We start from the raw sequence: 24,123 nt of genomic DNA on the forward strand, positions 1-24,123 counted from the left end.
GAACCAGGTCGACGCAGCGAATAGCCGACCCAACTTGGCTCCGGAGCAGAAGGTCGGGGGTTCGAATCCCTTCAGGCGCACACACCGGGAAAGGGCCCCTCACCTGGCATCACGCCAGATGAGGGGCCCTTTCGCTGTCCGGGGCCGGGCGCGATTCCCCACCACGTCCCACGGTGCGCGGCGTGCGCGTGTATCGCGAGGCGTGCCTCCGGCACCATGGGTCAAACGGCCGGCGAGCCCCTCGCTGTGGGCCCGGCGGGTGGACGACTGCCCGCGGCCGCCCACGAGAAGTGCGCCTCTACCCAGTCATTGCGCCCAGAACCGAGCGGGATTCTGGGCGCAATGACTGGGTAGAAGCGCACCTCCGCCCCGGCAGCCCACCCGGTCGTCCTCGTCCGGCCCGGAGCCGGACCCGTCGACGACCAAGCCGCTGGACCTACCGAGGAACCGGACCCACCGAGGAACACAGACGAACACACCGGCGACGCCCAGACCACCCTGCCGGTAGCAGGTCGGCGCAAGGGCCTCCCCACGGCACCGACGGACGCCGCACCCCGTAGAGTCCGCCCCGTCATGACCCCCACCCTCGACCTCACGACCACGGTCGTCATCGGCGGCACCCTCGCCACGCTCCTCATGGGCCTGGCCAAGACCGGCCTGCCGCCCCTGGGCGCACTGGGCGCCGCCGTCATCGCGTCGGTCCTCCCGCCCGTCCCGGCGGCCGGCGTCGCGCTGCCCCTGCTCATCGTCGGTGACCTCGTCGCCGTCGCCACCTACGGCCGCGACGTGCGGTGGCAGATCCTGCGTACCCTGCTCCCCGGCGTCACCCTCGGCCTCGTCGTGGGCTTCGCCGCCCTGCGCTGGGCCCCGCCCGACGTCAGCGCACGGATCGTCGGTGCCCTGCTCCTCCTCGCGGGACTGGGCGACCTCGTGCGGCAGGTCACCGCACGACGCGCGGCCGGCCGCCCGGGTGCCGAGACCGCCACCGGAGCCCACAGCAGCACACCGAACGCCCGCGAACGCCTGACCCGCGCCACCCTGGGCGCCATCGCCGGCGTCTCGACCATGATCGCGAACGCCGGCGGCCCGCCCATGAGCCTCTACCTGCTCCGCACCGGCGTCTCCCGCGCGGGCCTGCTCGGCACGGTCGCGCTCTTCTTCCTCACCGTGAACATCGCCAAGCTGCCGTTCAGCGCGGGGCTCGGCCTCGTCTCGGCCGACTCCCTCCGGATCTCGCTCGTCCTGCTCCCGGGGCTGGTCGCGGGCCTCCTGCTCGGCCGCCTGGTGGCGCACCGCGTCTCCGGCCCCGTCTTCAGCACCGTCGTGCTGGTGATGACCGCGGTGGCCGGCGCACGCCTCCTGATCGGCTGAACTACCGATACATCCCACGCTGCGGCTACTGTCCCGGTATGCCCGACGAGTCCGTGGACTTCTACCCGTCCCGCGCCCACGTCCTCCTGCTCGCGCTCGGCGCCCTGGCCCTGGTCGCGCTCTGCGCCGTCGTCGCCTGGCTGGGCTTCGGCCTCGCGCAGACCAGCGGCTCCCGCGCGGCGCTGGCCGTGGTGTCGGTGAGCGCGATCGGCGTCCTCGTCTTCACGGGACTCGGTCTCATCGTGCTGCGCCGCCTCCTCCTGCCCACCTGGCCCGTGCTCACGCTGGACGGTGACGGCCTGGTCGACTGGCTGCCCAACCTCGGCGTCGAGCAGGTGCTCTGGTCAGAGGTCACGGGTGTCCGCGAGGTGCGGCTGGCCTTCCGCCGGGTGCTCGCCGTCGACGTCGCCGACCCGCGGGCTGTCGTCGCCCGCCAGCGCACCGTCGTCCGGCGCGTCGCAGCGTCCGTGCACGCGTCGCTGGTGGGCACGCCCGTGGTGCTCAAGCCGGGCAGCATCGCCGTGCGCCCGGAGGAGCTCTCGGCCACGTTGTCCCAGTTCGTGGCGGGACGCACGCCTGACACCGCCCCGGTTGCGTAGACTTCTTGAATCATCCGCGGACAAGCACCGCGCACCCAGCAGGGCGAGGGGCCTCATGAGCGACGACCGCTACGAACCCGGCCAGACCGATCCCGACCGCGGCTACGCCGACTTCGAGTTCGAGCGCCGGTTCTTCGTGCGCGACCTCCCGGACGAGCTCCGGGACGCACCCGCCCTCATCGTGCAGTCCTACTTCCTGGCCGACGACGGCTACGCCCTCCGCGTCCGGGTCCAGGCCGGCGACGTCGACGCCGACCTGACGGCGGACACCGACCCGGCGGAGCTCCTGCGGGCGCACACCGCCGACATCGACTTCGCCGCCGTCACCGTGAAGGGTCCCGCCGTGGGCGGTACCCGGTACGAGGCGGAGCGCGAGCTGGACCCGAACGTCGGCGTCGAGCTGGTGCGCCGCGGTGGTGCCCCGATCGTCAAGGTGCGGTACGCCGCATGGCTGGGCGCGGACGGCTGGTCCATCGACGTGTTCGGCGGTGCCAACCACCCGCTCGTCGTGGCCGAGTGCGAGCGCTCCGGCCCGGTCACGGGCCTGCAGATCCCGGACTTCTGCGTCACGGAGATCACCGACGACCGCCGCTTCTCGAACGAGTCCCTCGCGATGGAGCCCTACAGCGGCTGGGCCCCGGCCTTCGCCGCGGAGCTCGCGAGCGAGGGCCCGGTGTTCCGGCAGGACTTCGGGCCCAACACGCACCTACGCCTCTGACAGGGGCGGGCGCGGGCACCGGGCTCTACCCGTGCCACTCACCCTTCTCGACGACGCCGGACACGAACTCCCAGTGCCACGGCTCGTACTTGCTGCCGCCGAGCTGCGCCCACGACGGGTTCTGCCACCCGTAGGACGGCGCGTTGGCCCAGAGCCACGAGAAGACCTCGCTGTCGCCGGTCTCCTTCGAGCAGAGGTCGATCGCGAGGCCCCAGCCGTGCATCGACGTGCCGGGCGACGCGGCGTACCAGCCGCGGGACGCCTTGAGCTCGTACTGCGTGTCCAGGTCGCGGTAGCTCGCCACGAGGCACATCTCGCGCCCGAACGACGCGCGGAACGCCTCGTTGAGGGCGCTGAGCGACATCGCGGCGTCGGGCCGCAGGTACTCGCCCGCCTGCCACAGCTCGCACAGCGAGTGGTCCGCGAGCGCACCGTTGGTGCCCTCGACGGGCGCGTCGACGTCGCAGTCCGGCAGCGGGCTGCGGTCGAAGGACCGGCTCGCCGCCGACTCGGGCCGCGTCATCGCCTCCGCGCGCAGCACCGCGCCGGACGTCTCGGGCCGCTCCACGGGCTGGGTCACGAGGTCGAGCACGTTCGGCCCGGTCGGCGGCGCCTCGACCTCGAACGGGGACTCGCCCGACGGAGCCAGGCCCTGGGCGAACGGGGCCGCGATGGTCGCCGCGGCGAGCGTGCCGATGACCGTGGCCCGCGAGATGAGGCGCTGCCCCGCGGGTACCGAGGGTGCGCGGACCGGCCGCGGGATCGCGCCGGTGACGAGCTGGTCGAACGAGGCCGTACCCCGGGCGGCCGGCGGCGCGGTGGGCGTGGCCGGCACGGGCCGCGGAAGCAGCGGGATCTCGCCCGAGGGGTGCGGTAGCCGGGGCGGCCGCGCCGTCGGCACCGACGGACGGCCGGGAGCCGCCGCGGGCAGCGGCGTGACCTGCACGGCCGGGAGCGGCACCGACATCGGCGCCACGGGAAGGGTCTGGTGGGTGATCAGCGACGCGGGGACGGGCGGCTGCGCGAACGCGACCCGGGTCTCCGCGGCGATCCGGTTGCCCGCGGCCGACCACGGCGCGGAGGCCTGCGGGTGCGGCACGGGCGGGCGCGTGACAGGCGGGTGCGTCACGGGAGGGTGCGTGACGGGCGGATGTGCCACCGGCGGGTGCGTCGGGTGGTTCCGTGCTCCGCGGGCGCGGAGCGCCTGGGCCTGCTGCTCCGCCTCACGCCGTGCCCGGCGCGTCATGGGCGCGGGCTGCACGCTGGTCACAGCCGTGGACTCCACTGGCCCTCCGTCATCGTGTGTCCGCGGCCCCTCGCGGTGAACATGTCGCACGCGACACTAACCCTGGTCGAGCCCCCTGCCAAGCCCTGACGGGCGAAGTGCGCTACCCGTGCGTGACGCGTTCCCTACCCGTGCGCGACCGGGAGCCGGCGGACGGTCAACCCGCGATCAACGACGCTGCATGGCGTCGCGCACCTCGCCCACCAGCTCCTCGAGGATGTCCTCCAGGAAGACGACGCCGAGCACCTGCCCCTCGGCGTCCTCCACCCGGGCCAGGTGCGCCCCGGAGCGCTGCATGACGCGCAGCGCGTCCTCGACCTCGTCGCCCGGTGCGACGGCGGCCAGGGCGCGCACCCGCCAGGCGGCCACCGGTTCGAAGCGTGCCGGGCCGGTGGCGTACAGCACGTCCTTGAGGTGCAGGTACCCGACCAGCTCGTCCCCCTCGTCCCGGCGGGCCACCACCGGGAACCGGCTGAAGCCGTGCCTGGACACGAGCCGCTCGATGTCGTCGGGCGTGCTGGCCTCGTCGACGGCGACCAGGCCGTCGACCGGCACCATCACGTCGCCCGCGGTGCGGTTGGAGAACTCGATGGCACCCGCGAGCAGGCCCTGCTCATCACGCAGCACGCCCTCGGCCTGGGAGTGCTCCACGATGGACTGCACCTCCTCGGCCGTGAACGCCGAGGCCACCTCGTCCTTCGGCTCCACGCCGGCGAGGCGCACCGCGTGGTTGGCGATCCAGTTCAGCGCGCCGATCACGGGGCGCAGCACCCGTCCGAGCAGCACCAGCGGCGGCCCGAACCACATGACCGCCCGGTCCGGACCCGCCACGGCGAGGTTCTTCGGCACCATCTCGCCGAGCACCACGTGCAGGTACACGACCAGCGACAGCGCGACGACCAGCGCAATCGGGTGCGTGAGCTCGTCGCTCACGCCCAGGGCGTGCAGCGGGCCCTCCAGGAGGTGGGCGAGCGCCGGCTCCGCCACGATGCCGAGACCCGTGGAGCAGACGGTCACGCCGAGCTGCGCGCACGCCAGCATGAGCGACACGTGCTCCATCGCCCACAGCACGGTCGCGGCGCGGCGGTCACCCGCCGCGGCGAGCGGCTCGATGGCGCTGCGCCGTGCCGAGATGACGGCGAACTCGGCGCCGACGAAGAACGCGTTGCCCGCGAGCAGCACGAGCCCGACGACGAGTGCGGTGGTCGTGCTCATCGGTTCGTGCCCTTCTCGATGCGCGACGCGTCGTCGCCCGTGCCGTCGCCGGGCAGCGGCCGGACCCGGACGCGCTCGACGCGCCGCCCGTCCATCGCCTCGACCCGGAGGGTCACGCGCGACGCCGCGTTCCGTACGGTGACCTCGTCGCCGACGGCGGGCATCCGTCCCAGCTCGGCCATGACGAGCCCGCCGAGCGTCTCGTACGCCGCGCCCTCCGGCACCTCGATGCCCGTGTACTCGATCAGCTCGTCGGGGCGCAGCACGCCCGGGACGATCCAGGACCCGTCGGCGGCCCGGGCGGCACCGGCGCGCCGCGGGTCGTGCTCGTCCGCGACGTCGCCCACCAGCTCCTCGACCACGTCCTCCAGCGTGACGACGCCGGACGTGCCGCCGTACTCGTCGACCACCACCGCCATCTGCATGCCGAGCTCGCGCAGCTCCACGAGCAGCGGGCCGAGACGCACGGTCTCCGGGACCCGCGGGGCCTCCACCATGAGCGCGGCCGCGGGGACCTCGTCGCGCCGGTCGTGCGGCACCCCGACGGCACGCCGCAGGTGCACCAGTCCGACCACGTCGTCACGATCCTCGCCGATCACGGGGAACCGCGAGTGGCCCGTGCGCCGGGCGAGCGCCACGACGTCGGCCGCCGTGGCACCACGGTCCAGCACGGACATGCGCAGCCGGTCGGTCATGACGTCACGGGCGCTGAGCGTGTCCAGCTCGATCGAGTTGGTCAGCAGGGTCGCCACCGACTCCTCGAGCGTGCCCTCCTCGGCGGAGCGCCGCACGAGCGAGGCGAGCTCGGACGCGGACCGCGCGCCGGACAGCTCCTCCCGCGGCTCCACGCCGAGGCGGCGCAGCAGCGCGTTGGCGGACCCGTTCAGCACCGCGATGAGCGGCTTGAACGTGATCGTGAACACGCGCTGCACCGGCACCACCAGGCGCGCGGTGGCGAGCGGGGCCGAGAGCGCGAAGTTCTTGGGGATCAGCTCACCGCACACCATCGAGAAGGCGTTCACCAGGACGAGCGCCAGGACCCCCGCCAGGCCGGCGGAGACCGCGGTCGGCACGGACGCCGTGCCGAGGGCCGCCGACAGCAGGGAGTTCAGGGCCGGCTGCGCCGTGTACCCGAGCAGGATCGTGGTCAGCGTGATGCCGACCTGGGCGGAGCTCAGCTCCGTGGAGAGGTGCCGCAGGGCGGTGCGCACGCTGCGGTCCCGCATGCCGTGCCCCAGCGCGGGCCGGGCGGCATGCGCGGAGGTGGATCCGGACCCGGTCCGGCCGGGTCTGTCCCCCTCCGAGTCGTCGGAGTCGCCGATCACGGCGGGGTCGATGGTGACGAGGGAGAACTCCCCTGCCACGAAGACAGCAGTACCTGCTGTGAGGATGACGCCGACGGCGACCATGATCCAGTCGCCGGTCATCTCGCGCTCCGGAAGGCACTCGGGGGGTGCAGGATCTTCCAGGAATTCCGGTCGGGATATCGCTCGATCATCGTGCGACAGATCGTAGCGGGAGGCGGACTCCCAGGCTCGTCTCAGTGTCTTGTCAGGCAAGTACGGGCATGATTGACCTATGTCATCTGGTATTCCCCAGCCGTCTGGGGCCCCGCAGCAGCCCGGTACGGCGTCGGCCGCAGCCTCGACCGGCCAGCAGAGCGCGACCGTGCTCGTGGTCGAGGACGAGCCGACGATCGCCACGGCGATCGCTCAGCGCCTGTCCGCCGAGGGCTGGCGCGTCGAGGTGGCCCGCGACGGGCTGTCCGGTGTCGACGCGGCCTCGCGGCTGCGCCCCGACGTCGTCGTGCTCGACGTGATGCTGCCCGGGATCGACGGCCTCGAGGTGACGCGCCGCATCCAGGCCGAGCACCCGACCCCGATCCTCATGCTCACGGCGCGCGACGACGAGACGGACATGCTGGTCGGCCTCGGTGTGGGCGCCGACGACTACATGACCAAGCCGTTCTCGATGCGCGAGCTCGTGGCCCGCATCAAGGCGCTGCTGCGGCGGGTGGACCGCGCCGCGCAGGCCGCCGCCACCACCCCGGCCGACCCGCCCATGACCATGGGCGACGTCACGGTGGACCGCGCCCAGCGGCGCGTGTACCGGGCCGGCGACGAGGTGCACCTGACCCCCACGGAGTTCGAGCTGCTGGTCATGCTCGCCGGGTCCCCCAAGACCGTGCTCACGCGCGAACGCCTGCTCGCCGAGGTGTGGGACTGGGCGGACGCGAGCGGCACCCGCACCGTCGACTCGCACATCAAGGCGCTGCGCCGCAAGCTCGGCCCCGACCTGATCCGCACGGTGCACGGCGTGGGCTACGCGTTCGAGCCGCCCGCCGGCCAGTGATCGGGTCTCACGACCAGGTGTCCCGATGATGCGGCCGCACGTGCCCCGTCCCCGCGTGCCGGACGTGCGCCCGCTCGACCCGCTCAGCTCGCTCAAGATCAAGCTCGGCGTGCTGGTGGCGGCCACCGTGACCGCCGCCGTGCTCATCACGTGGCTGGGCCTGCAGGCGTCGCTGGGCCCGAGCCGGACGTTCCCGCTCGCGATCATCCTGTCGCTGCTGGTCACGCAGGTCCTGGCCCGCGGCATGACGTCGCCGCTGCGCGAGATCACGGAGGCCGTCCAGGCCATGGCGGACGGCGACTACACGCGCCGGGTGCGCGCCACGAGCAGCGACGAGGTGGGTCAGCTCGCGCACGCCTTCAACCGGATGGCCGAGGACCTGGCGTCGGTGGAGCAGACCCGCCGGGACCTGATCGCCAACGTGTCGCACGAGCTGCGCACGCCGGTCGCCGCCCTGCAGGCCCAGCTCGAGAACATGGTGGACGGCGTGGTCCCGCCCACGCCGGCGGCCCTGGAGCAGGCCCACGCGCAGACGGAGCGGCTGACCCGGCTCGTCACCTACCTGCTGGACCTGTCGCGCATCGAGGCGGGCGCGTCGGCGCTCAACGTCGGCACCATCGCGGTGGGCGACTTCCTGGAGGACTGCGCCGAGGACCTGTCGATGGTCGACGCGGCGAAGGACCTGCACTACGTCGTGGACGTCACCCCGGAGGACCTGGTGATCGAGGGCGACGCCGAGCGGTTGCGCCAGGTGGTCACCAACCTGCTGCAGAACGCGATCCGGCACTCGCCGGCCGGCGGCGTCGTGCGCCTGGACGCCTACCCGGTGGACGGGAGCGAGGGGGCCGACGTCGTGCTCGAGGTGAGTGACGAGGGTCCCGGGATCGCGGCGGCGGACCGGGAGCGGATCTTCCAGCGGTTCGTCCGCGGCACGGGGTCCGGCGACGGCAGGGGGCGCAACGGCTCGTCGTCCGAGCCGTTCCCGGACGCCGCGGGCGGCACGGCCGGGAGCACGGTCGGCAGCACCGCCGGCGGCACGGTCGGGTCGAGCGGCGGGACCGGGATCGGCCTCGCCATCGTCCGCTGGGCGGTCGAGCTGCACGGCGGGCACGTCGAGGTGGTGGACTCCGAGCGGGGCGCGACGATGCGCGTCACCCTCCCCGCGCGGGCACACCCGGCACCGGGTGTCACAACCACGCACACGGTGTGAACCGGGCGAAGCCCGCAGGAAACCCAGCAGCCTAGGGGTCCTGTCGGTCGGAGCGTGAGACGGAGTCCCGTGATTTCCGTCACACACGCAAAGAACGTCCAGCCTGCAACAAAACCCCGTAACGCGGCGTTGGCCTCTTCGAGGGCGAATGTTGCCCGCGTTTTGCTCTGGCTGCGGGAAGCATGACGAACCACCTTCATTGGTGCCGTGGCACACGGCTGGGCCCGTGCGACCACACCCCACCGGAGGGCTGAAAGGGCCTACCCTTGGAGGGTCCGAAAACATTCGGGCTGCGCGCGCCGCGACCAGACGTGGCGCGCTACGAACGCAACTGTGGTGAAGGTGGGCGATCCGCGCGTGTCCCCTAAGGCTGGTTCAGAGTCGATCAGCGTGGCGAGCTCGTCATTCGGAGCCAACGAGTGGCTTGTGGACGAGCTCTACCAGCAGTACCTGAAGGACAAGAACGCGGTGGACCCCGCGTGGTGGGACTTCTTCGCCGACTACACCCCGGGGGAGAACGGGTCCGCCAAGGACGGCGGTCCAGCGGCCCCCACCGCGACCCCGGAGGCCGCCCCCGCGGCACCTGCCGAGGCCGCCCCCGCGCCGGCAGCACCCGCGCAGCAGGCCCCGGTCACGGGCGGCACCGCCGCCTCGGAGGCCGGCCAGCCCGTGCGCGAGAAGGTCCTCCCGGCCGACCCGAAGATCAACCCGGCGAACCCCATCGCCACCCCGCCCACCACGCACTACGCGGACACGTTCGAGCGCCCGGTGGCGCACCCGGACGCCGTCGACGACGTCCAGAAGCTCCGCGGCCCGGCCGCGCGCGTGGTCACGAACATGGAGGCCTCTCTCGAGGTCCCCACCGCCACCTCGGTGCGCGCCGTGCCCGCCAAGCTGATGGTCGACAACCGCATCGTCATCAACAACCACCTCAAGCGCGGCCGTGGCGGCAAGATCTCGTTCACGCACCTCATCGGCTTCGCGCTGGTCGAGGCGCTGGCGGACATGCCCGTCATGAACGCCCACTACGAGCAGGTGGACGGCAAGCCGGGGGTGAACCAGCCCGCGCACGTCGGCTTCGGCCTCGCGATCGACCTGGCCAAGCCCGACGGCTCGCGCCAGCTCCTGGTGCCCAGCATCAAGAAGGCCGAGGAGCTCGACTTCGCCGAGTTCTGGGCGGCCTACGAGGAGCTGGTCCGCAAGGCTCGCGGCGGCAAGCTCGGCGTCCCGGACTTCCAGGGCACCACGATCTCGCTGACCAACCCGGGCGGCATCGGCACCGTGCACTCCGTGCCGCGGCTCATGCAGGGTCAGGGCACCATCGTCGGCGTCGGAGCCATGGACTACCCGGCCGAGTTCGCCGGTGCGTCCGAGGAGCAGCTCGCCCGGATGGGCGTCTCGAAGGTCATGACGCTCACGTCGACCTACGACCACCGCATCATCCAGGGCGCGCAGTCCGGCGAGTTCCTCAAGATCATCGCGGAGAAGCTGCTCGGACTGGACGGCTTCTACGACCGCGTCTTCGCGGCCCTGCGCGTGCCGTACGAGCCCGTCCGCTGGGTGCGCGACAACACGGTCGACGCCGACGTCGAGGCCGCCAAGCCGGCCAAGATCGCCGAGGTCGTGCAGGCGTACCGCTCGCGCGGTCACCTCATGGCGGACACCGACCCGCTCGCCTACCGCCAGCGCAAGCACCCCGACCTGGACATCCAGAACCACGGCCTGACGCTGTGGGACCTGGACCGGACCTTCCCGACGGCAGGCTTCGGCACCAAGCCGAAGGCCACGCTGCGCGAGATCCTCGGCCTGCTGCGCGACTCGTACTGCCGCACCATCGGCATCGAGTACATGCACATCGCCGACCCGGCGCAGCGCAAGTGGCTCCAGGAGCGCCTGGAGGCCGGCTACGCCAAGACGCCGCGCGAGGACCAGCTCCGCATCCTGCGCCGCCTGAACTCCGCCGAGGCGTTCGAGACGTTCCTGCAGACCAAGTTCGTCGGGCAGAAGCGCTTCTCGCTGGAGGGCGGCGAGTCCCTCATCCCGCTGCTCGACGCGATCCTGTCGAAGGCCGCCGAGGGTGGCCTCGACGAGGTCGGCATCGGCATGGCCCACCGCGGCCGCCTCAACGTGCTGGCGAACATCGCGGGCAAGAGCTACGGCCAGATCTTCAAGGAGTTCGAGGGCCAGCTCGACCCGAAGAGCGTCCAGGGCTCCGGTGACGTCAAGTACCACCTCGGCACCGAGGGCACGTTCACCTCGGAGTCCGGCGCCACCACGCGCGTCTACCTTGCGGCCAACCCGTCGCACCTGGAGGCCGTGGACCCGGTGCTCGAGGGCATCGTGCGCGCCAAGCAGGACCGCATCGACCTCGGTGGCGACGGCTTCTCCGTGCTGCCGATCCTGGTGCACGGCGACGCCGCCTTCGCGGGCCAGGGCGTGGTCCCCGAGGTGCTGAACCTGTCGCAGCTGCGCGGGTACCGCACCGGCGGCACCATCCACGTGGTCGTCAACAACCAGGTCGGCTTCACCACCGGCCCGACGGCGTCCCGCTCGACCACCTACGCGACCGACGTGGCCAAGGGCTACCAGGTCCCGGTCATGCACGTGAACGGCGACGACCCCGAGGCCGTCGTGCGCACCGCCGAGCTGGCCTTCGCGTTCCGCGAGCAGTTCGGCCAGGACGTCATCATCGACCTCATCTGCTACCGCCGCCGCGGGCACAACGAGGGCGACGACCCGTCGATGACGCAGCCGCTCATGTACAACCTCATCGAGACCAAGCGCTCGGTGCGCAAGCTCTACACCGAGAACCTGGTCGCGCGCGGTGACATCACCGTCGAGGAGGCCGAGGGCGCGCTGCAGGACTACCAGTCGCAGCTCGAGCGGGTGTTCACCGAGACCAAGTCCGGGTTCACGCCCGCGCCGCAGACCGAGCACCTCGCCGGCCTGGAGCGGCCCGAGTCCCAGCGTGAGGACGCCGGGACGATGGTCGGCTGGCAGACCGCGATCTCGCAGGAGCTGCTGCAGCGCGTCGGCGACGTGCACACCACGCCCCCCGAGGGCTTCACGGTGCACCCCAAGCTCGCGCAGCTCCTCGAGAAGCGCCAGCTCATGGCGAAGGAAGGCGGCATCGACTGGGGCTTCGGCGAGCTCGCGGCCTTCGGTTCGCTGCTCGTGGAGGGCACCCCGGTGCGCCTCGCCGGCCAGGACTCGCGCCGCGGCACGTTCGTGCAGCGCCACGCGGTGCTGCACGACCGCGAGACCGGTGCCGAGTGGACCCCGCTGCTGTACCTGTCGAGCGACCAGGCCAAGTTCTGGGTCTACGACTCCTCGCTGTCGGAGTACGCGGCGCTCGGCTTCGAGTACGGCTACTCCGTGGAGCGCCCGGACGCCCTGGTGCTGTGGGAGGCGCAGTTCGGCGACTTCGTCAACGGCGCCCAGACGGTGATCGACGAGTTCATCTCGTCCGCCGAGCAGAAGTGGGGCCAGTCGTCCTCGGTGGTCATGCTGCTGCCGCACGGGTACGAGGGCCAGGGGCCTGACCACTCGTCGGCCCGCATCGAGCGGTTCCTGCAGCTGTGCGCCGAGAACAACATCACGGTCGCGCAGCCGTCCACGCCGGCGTCGTACTTCCACCTGCTGCGCCGTCAGGCCTACGCCCGGCCGCGCCGTCCGCTCGTGGTGTTCACGCCCAAGCAGCTCCTGCGCCTCAAGGCGGCGGCGTCCGCAGCGGAGGACTTCACCGAGGGCACGTTCCGCGAGGTTCTCGCGGACACCACCGCGGACCCGGCGAAGGTGGACCGCGTGATCCTGTGCACCGGCCGCGTGTACTACGACCTGCTCGCCGAGCGCACCAAGCGCGGCGACGAGGGCGTGGCGCTCGTCCGCCTGGAGCAGCTCTACCCGTTCCCGGAGGAGCAGATCCGCGCGGAGCTCGCCAAGTACGGCGACGCCGAGGTGGTCTGGGTCCAGGACGAGCCGCAGAACCAGGGCGCGTGGGGCTTCATCCACCTGGCACTGCCGATGGACGTGCCGTACGTCAAGGTGGTCTCCCGCCCGGCGTCGGCCTCGACGGCGGCCGGTACGGCCAAGCTGCACCAGGCCCAGCAGAAGACCCTGCTGGAACAGGCCTTCGCGCGCGGCTGACCGCACGCACCACGAGAGGCGGGCACCCCTGGGGTGCCCGCCTCTCGTGCGTCCCGCGCCGGCGTGTCACCGGCCCGGCCTAGGCTGTCCGGATGGCAGACGCAGCGTTCAAGGACCTGGTCATCGACGCCACCCACGGGCCGGCGCTCGCCGCCTTCTGGTCGGCGGCGCTCGGCCTGCGAGCGGAGCCGGCGGGCGAGTCACCCACGGACCTCGTGCTGCGGGACGACGTCGCCGAGCACACCGTCTGGATCAACCAGGTGCCGGAAGCCCGCACCGTGAAACAGCGGGTACACCTGGACCTGCACGCCACGGTCGAGGAGCTGACGCGGCTCGGCGCCACGGCGGCCGCGGAGTACGCGGGCAACGAAGCCGACGACTGGACCGTCCTGCGTGATCCCGAGGGCGGTGAGCTGTGCGCGTTCCCGCGGCGCGCCGCGATCGTCGGCAGGTACCGGCTCTACGCCCTGGTGGTGGACGCCGCGGACCCGGCGTCCGTGAGCGCCTGGTGGGGCGAGCGCCTCGGCCTGGAGCCCCTGCGGTACGACGACCGACCGTGGTACCGGCTGGAGCCCGGCGGCAGCCTGCCCTGGCTGATGCTCTTCATCCCGGTCCCCGAGCCCAAGACGGTCAAGAACCGCATCCACTGGGACGTCTGGGGCGAGACCGAGGCGTTCCTCGCGGCGGGAGCGACGCTGCTCACCGGCCGCGAGGACTCACCCGACCCGCACGTCTGGTGGGACGTGCTGGCCGACCCGGAGGGAAACGAGTTCTGCGTGTTCCGCCCGGACCGGCCCCTGCAGGGGTGAGCTCACCACTTGTCGTGGACGTGCTCCTTGATCATCTCGTCGTAGATCTCGCGCACACCCGACATGAACAGCGGGCCCAGCGTCGCGGCGTCGCCGGCGGCCGCGTTGGCCCGGGCCTGCTCGACGTTCCGCGCACCCGGGATCACCGAGGAGACGCCCGGACGCTGCCAGGCCCAGGCGATGGCGGCCTGCGCCGGGGTCAGCGCGTCGCCCACGCGGTCGCGCGCCAGCTCCGTGAACCGGGCCGCGGCCTCCAGGCCCACCTCGTACGGCACGCCGGAGAACGTCTCGCCGACGTCGAACGCGGCACCCTCGCGGTTGAAGGTGCGGTGGTCGTTCTCGGCGAACACCGTGTCCTTGGTGTACTTGCCGGACAGCAACCCGGACGCGAGCGGCACGCGCGCGATGATGCCCACGCCCGCCGCGGACGCCGCGGGCAGCACCTCGTCGAGCGGCTTGAGGCGGAACGCGTTCAGGATGATCTGCACGGTGGCGACGCCCGGACGCGCGATGGCCTCCAGGGCCTCCGAGGTCTTCTCGACGCTCATGCCGTACGCGGCGATGGCGCCCTCGGACACGAGCTGGTCGAGCGCGTCGTAGACGGCGTCCGAGGAGTAGACGGAGGTGGGCGGGCAGTGCAGCTGGACCAGGTCCAGCCGCTCGACGCCGAGGTTCCGCCGCGACCGGTCGATCCACTGGCGGAAGTTGTCCAGCACGTAGTTCTCCGGCACCTGGTCCACGCGGCGCCCCATCTTCGTGGCCACGGTCAGCCCGGCGTCCGGGTGGTCCTTGAGGAAGGAACCGATCACCTGCTCGCTCCGGCCGTCCCCGTACACGTCGGCCGTGTCGAAGAAGGTCACGCCGGCGTCCAGAGAGGCCTCCAGGACGGCGCGGGCGTCGTCCTCGCTCACCTCTCCCCAGTCGGCGCCGAGCTGCCAGGTGCCCAGGCCCACAGCCGATACGAGCCGACCTGTCCGTCCGAGTACCTGCTGTTCCATCGTTCCTCCTGCTGCTGAGGCGGGCGGACTACACCCGCGCAGGCCCGTCGTCGGGCCGTCTTCGTGCGGGGTCGTGTGGACGTGCCACAGACCCGACCCCATAGTCTGCTGTCTCACGCTACGTGCCGCAGGAGAAAATTGCCCTACGGTTACGGTGTGAGTGTGACGACAGAAATTCCTCCCGTCGGTGCGGCCAGGCCCCATCCTTCCGGGGACCAGTTCCGGATCGGCCACGGCGGCCACCGCGCGACGGTCACCCAGGTCGGCGCGGCGCTGAGAGAGTACTCGGTGGACGGGCGCGACGTCGTGGTCCCGTTCGGCGTCGACGAGATCAGCCCCGTGTTCAACAGCGCGGTCCTCATCCCGTGGCCCAACCGGCTGGCCGACGGCTCGTACGAGTACGGCGGCGCGACCCACCAGCTCCCGATCACCGAGCCCGCGCGCAACACCGCGCTGCACGGCCTCGCGGCGTGGGAGCGCTGGTCCGTGGTCGAGCACACCGGCTCCGCCGTGACGCTGGAGCTGGAGCTCGTCGCCCGGCCCGGGTACCCGTTCCAGCTTGTCGCGCAGATCCGCTACGCGCTGTCCGACGCAGGGCTGGAGATCACCCTCGACGTCACCAACGTGGGCGCCGACACCGCGCCCTACGGGTGCGGCTTCCACCCCTGGCTGTCGACGGGCGGCGCGGACCTCGACGAGTGCACCGTGCGCCTCGACGCCGCCACGCGCGTCACCACCGACGAGCGACTGCTCCCGACGGGCACCGAGCCGGCCGCGGGCAGCTACGACCTGCGGGAGCCGCGCACGGCGGCCGGCCTGGACCTCGACGACGCGTACGTGGACGTCGTCCGCGACGAGGACGGGCTGTCCTGGGCCCACCTGACCGGCCCGGACGGCCGGACGGCGGCGGTCTGGATGGACGGCTCGCAGGACGTGTGGCAGATCTGCACGGGCGACCACATCGAGCCGGAGCGGCGGCGCCTCGGCCTCGCCGCCGAGCCCATGACCTGCGTCGCCGACGCCTTCCGCACGGGCGACCGGCTGGTGCACCTCGCACCGGGCGCGCGGCACGCGGTCCGCTGGGGCATGACGCTGCTCTGACGGACCGCCCGGTGCCGGGCGGCTGCGACGCGGGCGGGACCGGCGGGCGCGACCCGGGCAGGTGACGTCGGCGCGTTGTCACCGATCGGTCACGGGTCGTGCACCACAATGGGGAACCGGCCGTCCGCCAGGCTGCCGGGAACAGGCAAGGAGAGTCCGTTGCAGGATCGCGAGGTGCGCATCTGCGTCGTCGGTGACGAGCTGGCCACGGGTGTCGGAGACGCCCGTGCGCTCGGCTGGACCGGTCGTGTGATCGCGCGCACCCATTTCTCCCGGCCCGCCATGCTGTTCACCCTCGCCGTCCCCGGCGAGACCAGCACGCAGCTCGGTGCCCGCTGGGAGGCGGAGACCGCCGCGCGGTTCGGCCCGGACTCCGAGGTCGAGAACCGCCTGGTGGTGGCCCTGGGACGGCACGACGTCGCCACCGGGCTCACGGTCGCGCGCTCCCGCCTGAACCTCGCGAACATCCTCGACGTCGCCGACGCGAACCGGACCGCCGCGTTCGTGGTCGGGCCGCCGCCGGGGGCACCGTCCGAGGGCGAGCGGATCGCCGAGCTGTCGGACGCCTTCGCCGACGTCGCGAGCCGCCGGCGGGTGCCGTACGTGGACACGTACACGCCGCTGGCCCAGCACGAGCAGTGGCTCGCGGACATGGCCCAGGGCGGGGGCACCTACCCCGGGCAGGCCGGCTACGGCCTCATGGCGTGGCTGGTGCTGCACACGGGCTGGCACGCCTGGCTGGGCCTCCCCCAGGACGAGGTCGCGTAGGTCGCGGGACGCGTCAGGCGCTCAGGTCACCGGAGTGACCTGAGCGCCTGACGCGTTCGCGGACCGGATCAGCCGCGCGTGACGGTGGCCGTGCCCGAGACCGTGTTGGTCGAGACGTACGCCGCCGCTCCGGGCTCCGCGTGGTCGACGACGACGGTGCGCTGGGCGCTGGAGGTCGCCTGCGTGCCGTCGATGACGACCTTGCCCGTGACGCTGCGCGCCCGGAGGTTCACCGGCGACCCGGCGTCCAGCCGGACCGCCGCGGCGCCCGAGACGGTCTTCGCGTTGACCAGCGGCGTGGTACCCACGGCGGTCACGTCGACCGGCCCGGACACGGTCTGTGCCGACACGCGGCCCAGGGCGCCGGCGAGCGACACGGCGCCCGAGACGGTGGTGGCCGACGCGTCGCCGGAGTGCTCCGCGATCGTGACGGACCCGGTGCCGGACTTCGCGGTCACCGAGCCCGACGCTCCCGTGACCGTGATGGCCCCGCCGGCGGTCTTGACGTTGACGCCGGCCTGCGCCCCGGTCACCACGACCTCGGCGCCGACGGTCGCGACGTCGACCACGGACGTGGCCGGCACGGTGATCCGCACGACGGCGCTGTCCTGGTCCTTGAGGCCGCGGAACCGGTCGACGAAGCCCTCCAGGCCCGGGAAGTCGTAGGCCACGCGGAGGTTGCCGTGCTCGGCGAGGACCTGCAGCGGCCGTGTCGAGACCTCCAGGACCTCCACGACGGCGCCGGAGGTGCGGTTCGGGTCGGCCACGACCTCGGCGCGGCCGTTGGTCAGTCGGACGGTCAGGGTCGAGGCGCCGCCGACCTCGATGGTCTGGGGGGCGGCCACGCTCCAGGACTCGGTGGTCATCACTGTGCTCCGTTCGCTGGGAAGTTCGATGGGGAGTTCGCTCGGAAGTTCGCTGGGAAGGTCGGTGGGACGTCGGGTGGGGAGATTCCGGGGCAGGTGGGCATCACAGGTCGGTCGTCCGGTCGGTGGGCGGCCGGCCGGAGGCGGTGGTGTGCGGCAGCGTCCCACGGATCGCGGTGCGCGCCGAGTCGAGCACGGTGCGCAGCGTCTCGACGGTCAGCGCCGACACCGTACCCGCGACGTCGGCCTCGCGCAGGTCCGCCAGGACGTCGTTGCGGAACCGCTGCAGCACCGCCTCGGCGTCGTGCCGCAGGGAGTTGGACCGGGTGCGCTGCGGGTCGGGTGCGGTGTCCGGTCCGGGCCGCGGACGGGAACGTGCCTCCTGGGCCGCGGCCGCGAGCTCGGCCCGCAGCCCGCGCATCGTGTCGCGGATGTCCGCCCGGACCTCGTCCGCGAGGCTGCGCACCGTCTCGGCGACGCTGCGCTCCAGGCGACGGACGTCGTCCAGGCGGGCGTCGACCTCGGCCCGGCCGGCCGGCGTCAGCTCGTACGACGCCTTGCGGCCCGCACCGGCGGCGCCCGGGTGGTCGCCGGGTACGGTGCGGCGCACGAGCCCCTCCTCCTCCAGGCGGGCCAGGCGCGGGTAGATGGTCCCGGCGCTCGGCCGGTAGGTACCTCCGAAGCGCCGGGTGAGCTCGGTGATGAGCTCGTACCCGTGCCGCGGCCCGTCCAGGAGCAGCACCAGCAGGTACAGGCGCAGCTCACCGTGGGCGAAGACGGGCGGCACTACAGCTCCAGGGGCGCGGGCGAGGCGTCCTCGGGCGCGTGCGCCGGTGCGTCCTGCGGCCCGCCGATCACCGTGACGTCACCCGACACACCGGTCACCCGCAGCTGCATGACGCCGGGCGCGGCCGAACGGACCCCGCCGGTCACCTTGCCGCCGCCACCTCCGGTGAACTGGAGCCCGCCGAGCGTGACCCGGCCGCTGACGCTCTGCACCGAGACCTCGACGGCGCGCTCGTCCGGGACCCGCAGCAGCATGTTGCCCGAGACCGTGTTCACGCGGACCTGCCGCGGCTGGGTCACCAGGTCGAACGTCACGTCCCCGGAGACCGACGTCGAGGTGACGACGTCGGCCGAGCCGCTCACCACGACGTCGGCGGACACGGTGTTGCTCGTGACGTCGCCGACGTGGTCGCGCACGGTCACCTCGCCGGACACCGTGTTCAGCTTGAGGTCGCCGGCCGTACGGGAGACGAGCAGGGAGCCGGAGACGGTGGAGGCCGAGGCGCCCGCCGTCGTCCCGGCGAGCAGGCCCTCGCCGCGGACCGTGCCGAGCCGCACGGCGGTCGTGGCGGGGACCGCCACGTGGATGTCGGCGCGCGCCTTGCCGCCGAAGTCGACGAACCGCTTCACGAACGAGCCCCAGCCCGACAGGCCGCTCTCGTGCTCGATCACCAGGCGACCGTCGACCAGGCGTACCTCGAGGGACCGGCCCTCGACCGAGTGCACCTCGATCCGGACGACTGGCTCGTCGTGGGCCACGACGTCGAGCCGTCCGTCGACGACGTGCGCGTCGACGGACGTCACGCCGTCGAGCTCGATGGTCTGCGGACCGGTGACGGTCCAGCTGTCCGCGCTCATGGCTTCCTCCGCTGCTCGGTCTCGCTCGGGGTGGTTCCGGAGGGACGCGATATATCGCGTCCGGTGCAGACACGATATATCGCGTCCTCGGACAGGGCAACCCCTCTCGGCGAGATCTCGATGCCGGACAACGCCCCGATCTGTGGGATCATGGGCACCATTCAGTCCGTCACCTGTCAGGAGACACCCATGAGCAAGCGCGGTCGCAAGCGCCGTAGCCGCAAGGGCTCGGCCGCCAACCACGGCAAGCGCCCCAACGCCTGAGCACAGCCTCAGGCCGCACGGCACACGAAAGGGCCGGCACCCCTGTCGGGGTCCCGGCCCTTCGTCATGCCCGCGCTCGACGAGCGGACGGCGCTACCGCACGACCGCCATGACGGTCAGCTGCTGGTGGATGCGCACCCGGAGCGTGTCCGGGGCGCGCTCGCTGCACGACCGCTTCACGAGCTGCTTGACCAGGTCCTCCACACTGAGCTCGGCCAGGCACGGCGAGCAGTGGGCGACGTGCGCGCGCATGCGCTGCTCGTCGTCGGGGGTCATCTCGGAGTCCAGGTACTCGTACAGGTGCGTCAGTGCATGCTCGCACTCGGACTCCCCCGCCGTGTCGTGCGGGACGGGTTCGATGTTGTTCACTGCGCACCTCCGGGCGCCTGGCTGACGAGTCCACGCTGGGCCGCGTAGTCGGCGAGGAGCTCACGCAGCTGCCGGCGTCCGCGATGGAGACGGGACATGACCGTCCCGATCGGAGTACCCATGATCTCCGCGATCTCCTTGTAGGGGAAGCCCTCGACGTCGGCGTAGTAGACCACCATCCGACGGTCCTCCGGGAGCTCGGCGAGCGCCCGCTTCACATCGCTGTCCGGGAGCCGGTCCAGCGCCTCGGCCTCGGCCGAGCGCAGGCCGCGCGACGTGTGCGACGCCGCGCGCGCGATCTGCCAGTCCTCGACGTCCTCGGTCTGGGACTGCTGCGGCTCGCGCTGCTTCTTGCGGTAGCTGTTGATGAACGTGTTCGTGAGGATGCGGTACAGCCAGGCCTTCAGGTTGGTGCCCGGCCGGTACTGGTGGAACGCCGCGAAGGCCTTGGCGAACGTCTCCTGCACCAGGTCCTCGGCGTCCGCGGGGTTGCGCGTCATGCGCAGCGCCGCGGAGTAGAGCTGGTCGAGGTACTGCAGCGCGTCGCGCTCGAAGCGCACGGCCCGTGCCGCGGCATCCTCCTCGGCCGGCGAGCGCTCGGTGCCCTCGTCCTCCGGGACCTCGCCGGGCTCCGCGGTGCTGACCTCGTTCGCGCTCGTGTCGGGGCGCGCCTCGACATCGGCTCCGGCGTCGCCGGGGCCCTCGTTCTGCTCGCGGGAAGTGTCAGTCATCGCACTCGAGCCTAGCCGTGTCGGCCAGCCCGTGTTCGCCAGGACCGCGGACAGCTCGTCCGCCGGGCCCTTGGCCGTGGCCCGCAGGGGGTCCGTGCCGTCCCCGAGCAGGTGGGCAGGAACCGCACCGAACTCCAGGGGCACGTCCCGCACGCCAGCCGTTGCACCCGTCACCGTGTCGATCACCCTGTTCCTCACCGCATCCTTCTCGAGGCATCGCTCCACGAGGGTTTCAACCCCTGGCCGGCGCCGCGAATTCCCGGGCCGGACCGGGCGATCACTGCTGCGGGGGACGCCCGCATCTGCCATGGTGGGTGCATGCTGCTCCGACACATCGCGCGTCCCCTCCTGGCCTCGTCGTTCGTCTACGACGGCGTGCAGGCCGCCCGGAAGCCGAGTGAGCACGTGGCCGCGGCCAGGACGGGTTCCGCGCTGGCGACCAAGGCGCTCGGTGCCGAACCGCTCAGCGAGAAGCAGGTGGCCACGCTCGTGCGCGCCCACGGCGTCGCGACCGCCGCCGCAGGGACGCTGCTCGCGCTCGGCAAGGCGCCGCGCGCGTCCGCCGTCGCGCTGGCGCTGCTGACGCTGCCCCTCGCCGTCGTGAACCAGCCCTTCACCGCGCCCAAGGAGGAGCGCCCCGTACGCACCGAGCGGTTCCTGCGCAACCTCGCCGCGGTGGGCGCCGCCCTCATCGCGGGCGCCGACCTGGAGGGCCGGCCGGGACTGTCCTGGCGCGTCCAGCAGGCGCGCGCCGCCCGCGCGGAGGCCAAGGCCGCCGCCGCCGGCTGACTCCGCGATAATCTCGGCACATGACGTCTTCGACCACCGCGCCCGCACCGACCTGGGAGGCGCCGCTCGCCGGCGCGCCGCTGGACGCGACGGTCGAGGTACCCGGCAGCAAGTCGCTCACCAACCGTCTGCTGGTGCTCGCCGCCCTCGCGGACGCCCCCGGCACCCTCCGCGGCGCCCTGCGCAGCCGCGACGCGGACCTCATGATCCGCGCCCTGCGCACGCTCGGCGCGGGCATCGAGGAGGGTGAGCACCCGAGCACGCTGCACGTCACGCCAGGACCGGTCACCGGCGGTACCGAGATCGACACCGGCCTGGCCGGCACCGTCATGCGCTTCCTGCCGCCCGTCGCGGCCCTGGCCGACGGCCCGGTCCGGTTCGACGGCGACCCCGAGGCCCGCGTGCGGCCGATGCTGCCGGTGCTCGCCGCACTGCGTGCGCTCGGCATCACGGTGCACGATCCGCAGGCCGCGGACCACGCCGAGCTGCCCGCCCACCTCCCGTTCACCGTGGAGGGCCGCGGACGCGTGCCAGGCGGCGCCGTCGACGTCGACGCCTCGGAGTCCTCGCAGTTCGTGTCCGGGCTGCTGCTCGCCGCCGCCCGGTTCGAGCGCGGCCTGACCCTGCGGCACATCGGCGCCACCCTGCCGAGCCTGCCGCACATCGAGATGACGGTGGCCACGCTGCGCGACGTCGGGGTCGAGGTCGACGACTCGCGCGACGGCATGTGGCAGGTCTCCCCCGGCCCGATCGCGGCCCGGGACGTGCGCGTCGAGCCCGACCTGTCCAACGCTGCGCCGTTCCTCGCCTCGGCGCTCGTGGCCGGTGGCACCGTCCGCGTGCCCGGCTGGCCGACCCTGACCACCCAGCCCGGCGCCATGGTCCCCGAGCTGCTGGAGCGCATGGGCGCTTCCTCCACCCTCACCGACGGCGTGCTCGCCGTGACGGGAACCGGCGAGATCCGCGGGATCGACGTGGACCTGCACGCCGGTGGCGAGCTCGCGCCGACGTTCGCCGCGCTCGCCGCCCTGGCCGACTCCCCGTCCCGGCTGCGCGGGATCGCGCACCTGCGGGGGCACGAGACGGACCGCCTGGCGGCGCTCGCCCGGGAGATCACGCGCCTCGGCGGCCAGGCCGAGGAGACCCGCGACGGGCTCGTCATCACTCCTCGCCCCCTGCGCGGCGACGTGGTGCGCACCTACGCCGACCACCGCATGGCGACGTCCGCCGCGCTGCTGGGCCTGCGCGTCCCCGGCGTGCTGGTGGAGAACGTCGCCACCACGGCCAAGACCCTGCCGGACTTCACGGGCATGTGGCTGGGCATGCTCGGCACGGCCGCCTGACGGGCCGCCGCTGATGGAGCAGCCGTGACGAGGGCCGCCTGATGGGCCGCCGCGACGTACGGGACGAGTCGGACTTCCGGTCGCGCCCGTCCAAGCGCGGCTCCCGGCCCCGGACCAAGCAGCGCCCCGAGCACTCCGACGCCGTCACGGGGCTGGTCACCGGCGTGGACCGCGGGCGGTACACGCTCCTGGTCGGCGGGGCCGCGGGCGGGACCCCGGACGGCACCGTCGTCACCGCGATGAAGGCACGGGAGCTCACCCGCACGCGCGTGGTGGTGGGCGACCGGGTCGACGTCGTGGGGGACGTCTCCGGCGAGGAAGGCTCCCTCGCCCGCATCGTGCGCATCCAGGACCGGACCTCCACGCTGCGCCGGACGGCGGACGACACCGACCCGTACGAGCGGATCGTCGTCGCGAACGCCGACCAGCTCGTGATCGTCACGGCGCTCGCGCAGCCCGAGCCGCGGACCGGCATGATCGACCGCTGCGTGGTGGCCGCGTACGACGCCGGGATGTCCGTGCTGCTCTGCCTCACGAAGGCCGACCTGGCATCCCCCGACGCACTGCGTGCCCTCTACGAGCCCCTCGGGGTCGAGGTGGTGGTCACCCGGCGGGCGGCTTCCCCCGACACCGACCACGTGGCCCTCGTGCCCGAGTCGGTCGAGGAGGTCCGGGACCGGCTGCGGGGCCAGGTCTCGGTGCTCGTGGGGCACTCCGGGGTGGGCAAGTCCACGCTGATCAACGCCCTGGTGCCCGCGGCCCGGCGCGCCACCGGGGTGGTGAACGACGTGACCGGCCGCGGCCGGCACACGTCCACGTCGGCGGTGGCGCTGCGGCTCCCCGTCGCGGCCGGCGGCCCGGACGACGACGGAGCCGCGGCCGGGTCGGCCGCAGGGTCCTCCGCAGAATCCACCGCCGGGTCGTCAGCCGGGTTCGACGGCTGGGTGATCGACACCCCCGGCGTCCGGTCGTTCGGTCTGGCGCACGTCGAGGTCGCGCACCTGCTGCACGCGTTCGAGGATCTCGACGAGGTGGCCCGGGAGTGCCCGCGCGGGTGCACCCACCTGGCCGACGCGCCGGACTGTGCGCTCGACGACTGGATCGCGGCCTCGCCCGAGGACGAGCGCCCGGCCCGGGAGGCACGTCTCGCCTCGTTCCGCCGCCTGCTGGCGTCGCGGACGGGCTCGGACACCTGACGTGGGGCAGCGCACCGACGGCGCCGCCCGCCTCGGGGCCGTCGATGTGCAGTACCTCGACGACGGCGGGGCGCGGGCGGCGCTCGTCGTCTCCGACCGACTGGTGTTCGCCGGCCCGCTCGAGGAGCACACGGTGCTCGTCGATCAGGTGGCGGAGTACCGGCCGGGCCGGTTCTACGAACGTGAGCTACCGGCGCTGGAGCACGTCCTGTCGCACGCAGCACCCCTCGACCGCGGAGCTGGTGCGGACGATGGCGGGTGAGGGGCGGCTGCCGGACGCTCTGCGGCGCGTGGACCGGCTGGCGCGCGGGGCATCGCCGGCCTGACGCCAGCTCGTCGTCCGGCAGGC

At 72.9% G+C, this 24,123-nt stretch carries 23 protein-coding genes; 14 read left to right on the forward strand and 9 right to left on the reverse strand.

The genetic code is table 11. The features are described 5' to 3' along the window. The first annotated feature begins 573 nt into the window (after positions 1 to 573). Genes ACO229_RS16830 through ACO229_RS16840 form a run of 3 tightly spaced genes read left to right on the forward strand, consistent with a single transcriptional unit; the run spans position 574 to position 2,688 of the window. On the forward strand, positions 574 to 1,371 hold the full coding sequence (locus ACO229_RS16830; protein ID WP_423462209.1) for a TSUP family transporter: 798 nt from the start codon (positions 574 to 576) through the stop codon (positions 1,369 to 1,371). Between the two features lie 38 nt (positions 1,372 to 1,409). Further along, entirely contained in the window at positions 1,410 to 1,970 is a 561-nt protein-coding gene (locus ACO229_RS16835) for an STM3941 family protein (protein WP_423462210.1), read from the forward strand. A 55-nt stretch (positions 1,971 to 2,025) separates the two neighbouring features. Continuing rightward, positions 2,026 to 2,688 carry a CYTH domain-containing protein gene (locus ACO229_RS16840; RefSeq protein ID WP_397414033.1) on the forward strand — a complete coding sequence of 221 codons (663 nt, stop codon included), beginning with the start codon at positions 2,026 to 2,028 and terminating at the stop codon, positions 2,686 to 2,688. Positions 2,689 to 2,713: 25 nt separating this feature from the next. On the opposite strand, the gene ACO229_RS16845 is transcribed toward ACO229_RS16840, so the two are convergent. From ACO229_RS16845 to ACO229_RS16855, 3 genes are all read right to left on the reverse strand, one after another. Then, a complete protein-coding gene (locus ACO229_RS16845; protein WP_423462211.1) occupies positions 2,714 to 3,817 on the reverse strand; it encodes a D-alanyl-D-alanine carboxypeptidase family protein in 1,104 nt (367 codons plus the stop codon). A 324-nt stretch (positions 3,818 to 4,141) separates the two neighbouring features. After that, entirely contained in the window at positions 4,142 to 5,188 is a 1,047-nt protein-coding gene (locus ACO229_RS16850) for a hemolysin family protein (protein ID WP_397429532.1), read from the reverse strand. Beyond that, entirely contained in the window at positions 5,185 to 6,615 is a 1,431-nt protein-coding gene (locus ACO229_RS16855) for a hemolysin family protein (protein WP_397414039.1), read from the reverse strand. Before ACO229_RS16855 ends, ACO229_RS16850 begins: the two co-directional genes overlap by 4 nt. Positions 6,616 to 6,856: 241 nt before the next feature. On the opposite strand from ACO229_RS16855, the gene ACO229_RS16860 reads away from it, so the two are divergent. The 4 genes from ACO229_RS16860 (at position 6,857) to ACO229_RS16875 (ending at position 13,705) form a co-directional block, all read left to right on the forward strand. Further along, positions 6,857 to 7,540, forward strand: a complete 684-nt coding sequence (locus tag ACO229_RS16860; protein WP_372494744.1) for a response regulator transcription factor — start codon at positions 6,857 to 6,859, stop codon at positions 7,538 to 7,540. Between the two features lie 25 nt (positions 7,541 to 7,565). Continuing rightward, positions 7,566 to 8,750, forward strand: a complete 1,185-nt coding sequence (locus tag ACO229_RS16865; protein ID WP_423462212.1) for a sensor histidine kinase — start codon at positions 7,566 to 7,568, stop codon at positions 8,748 to 8,750. A gap of 357 nt (positions 8,751 to 9,107) precedes the next feature. Then, on the forward strand, positions 9,108 to 12,896 hold the full coding sequence (locus ACO229_RS16870; RefSeq protein WP_423462213.1) for a multifunctional oxoglutarate decarboxylase/oxoglutarate dehydrogenase thiamine pyrophosphate-binding subunit/dihydrolipoyllysine-residue succinyltransferase subunit: 3,789 nt from the start codon (positions 9,108 to 9,110) through the stop codon (positions 12,894 to 12,896). Between the two features lie 92 nt (positions 12,897 to 12,988). After that, positions 12,989 to 13,705, forward strand: a complete 717-nt coding sequence (locus tag ACO229_RS16875; protein ID WP_423462214.1) for a VOC family protein — start codon at positions 12,989 to 12,991, stop codon at positions 13,703 to 13,705. 2 nt (positions 13,706 to 13,707) lie between these two features. Here ACO229_RS16875 and ACO229_RS16880 read toward each other — a convergent pair whose 3' ends face one another. Next, on the reverse strand, positions 13,708 to 14,703 hold the full coding sequence (locus tag ACO229_RS16880) for an aldo/keto reductase (protein WP_397431403.1): 996 nt from the start codon (positions 14,701 to 14,703) through the stop codon (positions 13,708 to 13,710). Positions 14,704 to 14,859: 156 nt separating this feature from the next. On the opposite strand from ACO229_RS16880, the gene ACO229_RS16885 reads away from it, so the two are divergent. Beyond that, a complete protein-coding gene (locus ACO229_RS16885; protein WP_397414050.1) occupies positions 14,860 to 15,804 on the forward strand; it encodes an aldose 1-epimerase family protein in 945 nt (314 codons plus the stop codon). A 174-nt stretch (positions 15,805 to 15,978) separates the two neighbouring features. Continuing rightward, positions 15,979 to 16,572, forward strand: a complete 594-nt coding sequence (locus tag ACO229_RS16890; protein WP_397414403.1) for a GDSL-type esterase/lipase family protein — start codon at positions 15,979 to 15,981, stop codon at positions 16,570 to 16,572. 68 nt (positions 16,573 to 16,640) lie between these two features. Here ACO229_RS16890 and ACO229_RS16895 read toward each other — a convergent pair whose 3' ends face one another. From ACO229_RS16895 to ACO229_RS16905, 3 genes are all read right to left on the reverse strand, one after another. Next, positions 16,641 to 17,438 carry a hypothetical protein gene (locus ACO229_RS16895; protein WP_423462215.1) on the reverse strand — a complete coding sequence of 266 codons (798 nt, stop codon included), beginning with the start codon at positions 17,436 to 17,438 and terminating at the stop codon, positions 16,641 to 16,643. A gap of 103 nt (positions 17,439 to 17,541) precedes the next feature. Next, positions 17,542 to 18,225 carry a PadR family transcriptional regulator gene (locus ACO229_RS16900; protein ID WP_397414055.1) on the reverse strand — a complete coding sequence of 228 codons (684 nt, stop codon included), beginning with the start codon at positions 18,223 to 18,225 and terminating at the stop codon, positions 17,542 to 17,544. Beyond that, a complete protein-coding gene (locus tag ACO229_RS16905) occupies positions 18,225 to 19,082 on the reverse strand; it encodes a DUF4097 family beta strand repeat-containing protein (RefSeq protein WP_423462216.1) in 858 nt (285 codons plus the stop codon). The genes ACO229_RS16900 and ACO229_RS16905 overlap by 1 nt, the downstream gene beginning before the upstream one ends. Positions 19,083 to 19,271: 189 nt before the next feature. Between ACO229_RS16905 and ACO229_RS16910 the strand changes: the two genes are divergently transcribed. After that, entirely contained in the window at positions 19,272 to 19,346 is a 75-nt protein-coding gene (locus tag ACO229_RS16910; RefSeq protein ID WP_156968370.1) for a 50S ribosomal protein bL37, read from the forward strand. Between the two features lie 93 nt (positions 19,347 to 19,439). Here ACO229_RS16910 and rsrA read toward each other — a convergent pair whose 3' ends face one another. Both rsrA and ACO229_RS16920 read right to left on the reverse strand, forming a co-directional pair. Beyond that, the gene (gene rsrA, locus ACO229_RS16915) at positions 19,440 to 19,715 is read right to left on the reverse strand and encodes a mycothiol system anti-sigma-R factor (protein ID WP_397414059.1); all 276 of its coding nucleotides are present in this window, start codon (positions 19,713 to 19,715) and stop codon (positions 19,440 to 19,442) included. Then, positions 19,712 to 20,446 (reverse strand): sigma-70 family RNA polymerase sigma factor, encoded by a 735-nt coding sequence (locus ACO229_RS16920; RefSeq protein ID WP_397414062.1) that lies wholly within the window; start codon positions 20,444 to 20,446, stop codon positions 19,712 to 19,714. The genes rsrA and ACO229_RS16920 overlap by 4 nt, the downstream gene beginning before the upstream one ends. A gap of 318 nt (positions 20,447 to 20,764) precedes the next feature. Here ACO229_RS16920 and ACO229_RS16925 point away from each other — a divergent pair, with 318 nt between their 5' ends. Genes ACO229_RS16925 through ACO229_RS16940 form a run of 4 tightly spaced genes read left to right on the forward strand, consistent with a single transcriptional unit; the run spans position 20,765 to position 24,036 of the window. After that, entirely contained in the window at positions 20,765 to 21,235 is a 471-nt protein-coding gene (locus tag ACO229_RS16925) for a DoxX family membrane protein (protein ID WP_397414064.1), read from the forward strand. A 20-nt stretch (positions 21,236 to 21,255) separates the two neighbouring features. After that, positions 21,256 to 22,578, forward strand: coding sequence for a 3-phosphoshikimate 1-carboxyvinyltransferase (gene aroA / locus ACO229_RS16930; protein ID WP_397414066.1), 1,323 nt, complete (start codon positions 21,256 to 21,258; stop codon positions 22,576 to 22,578). Between the two features lie 41 nt (positions 22,579 to 22,619). After that, on the forward strand, positions 22,620 to 23,774 hold the full coding sequence (locus ACO229_RS16935) for a ribosome small subunit-dependent GTPase A (protein ID WP_397431409.1): 1,155 nt from the start codon (positions 22,620 to 22,622) through the stop codon (positions 23,772 to 23,774). A 1-nt stretch (position 23,775) separates the two neighbouring features. Further along, positions 23,776 to 24,036, forward strand: a complete 261-nt coding sequence (locus ACO229_RS16940; protein WP_423462217.1) for a hypothetical protein — start codon at positions 23,776 to 23,778, stop codon at positions 24,034 to 24,036. Positions 24,037 to 24,123: the final 87 nt, after the last annotated feature.

It is taken from the genome of Promicromonospora sp. MS192 (assembly GCF_049532985.1).
Lineage (GTDB): Bacteria > Actinomycetota > Actinomycetes > Actinomycetales > Cellulomonadaceae > Promicromonospora.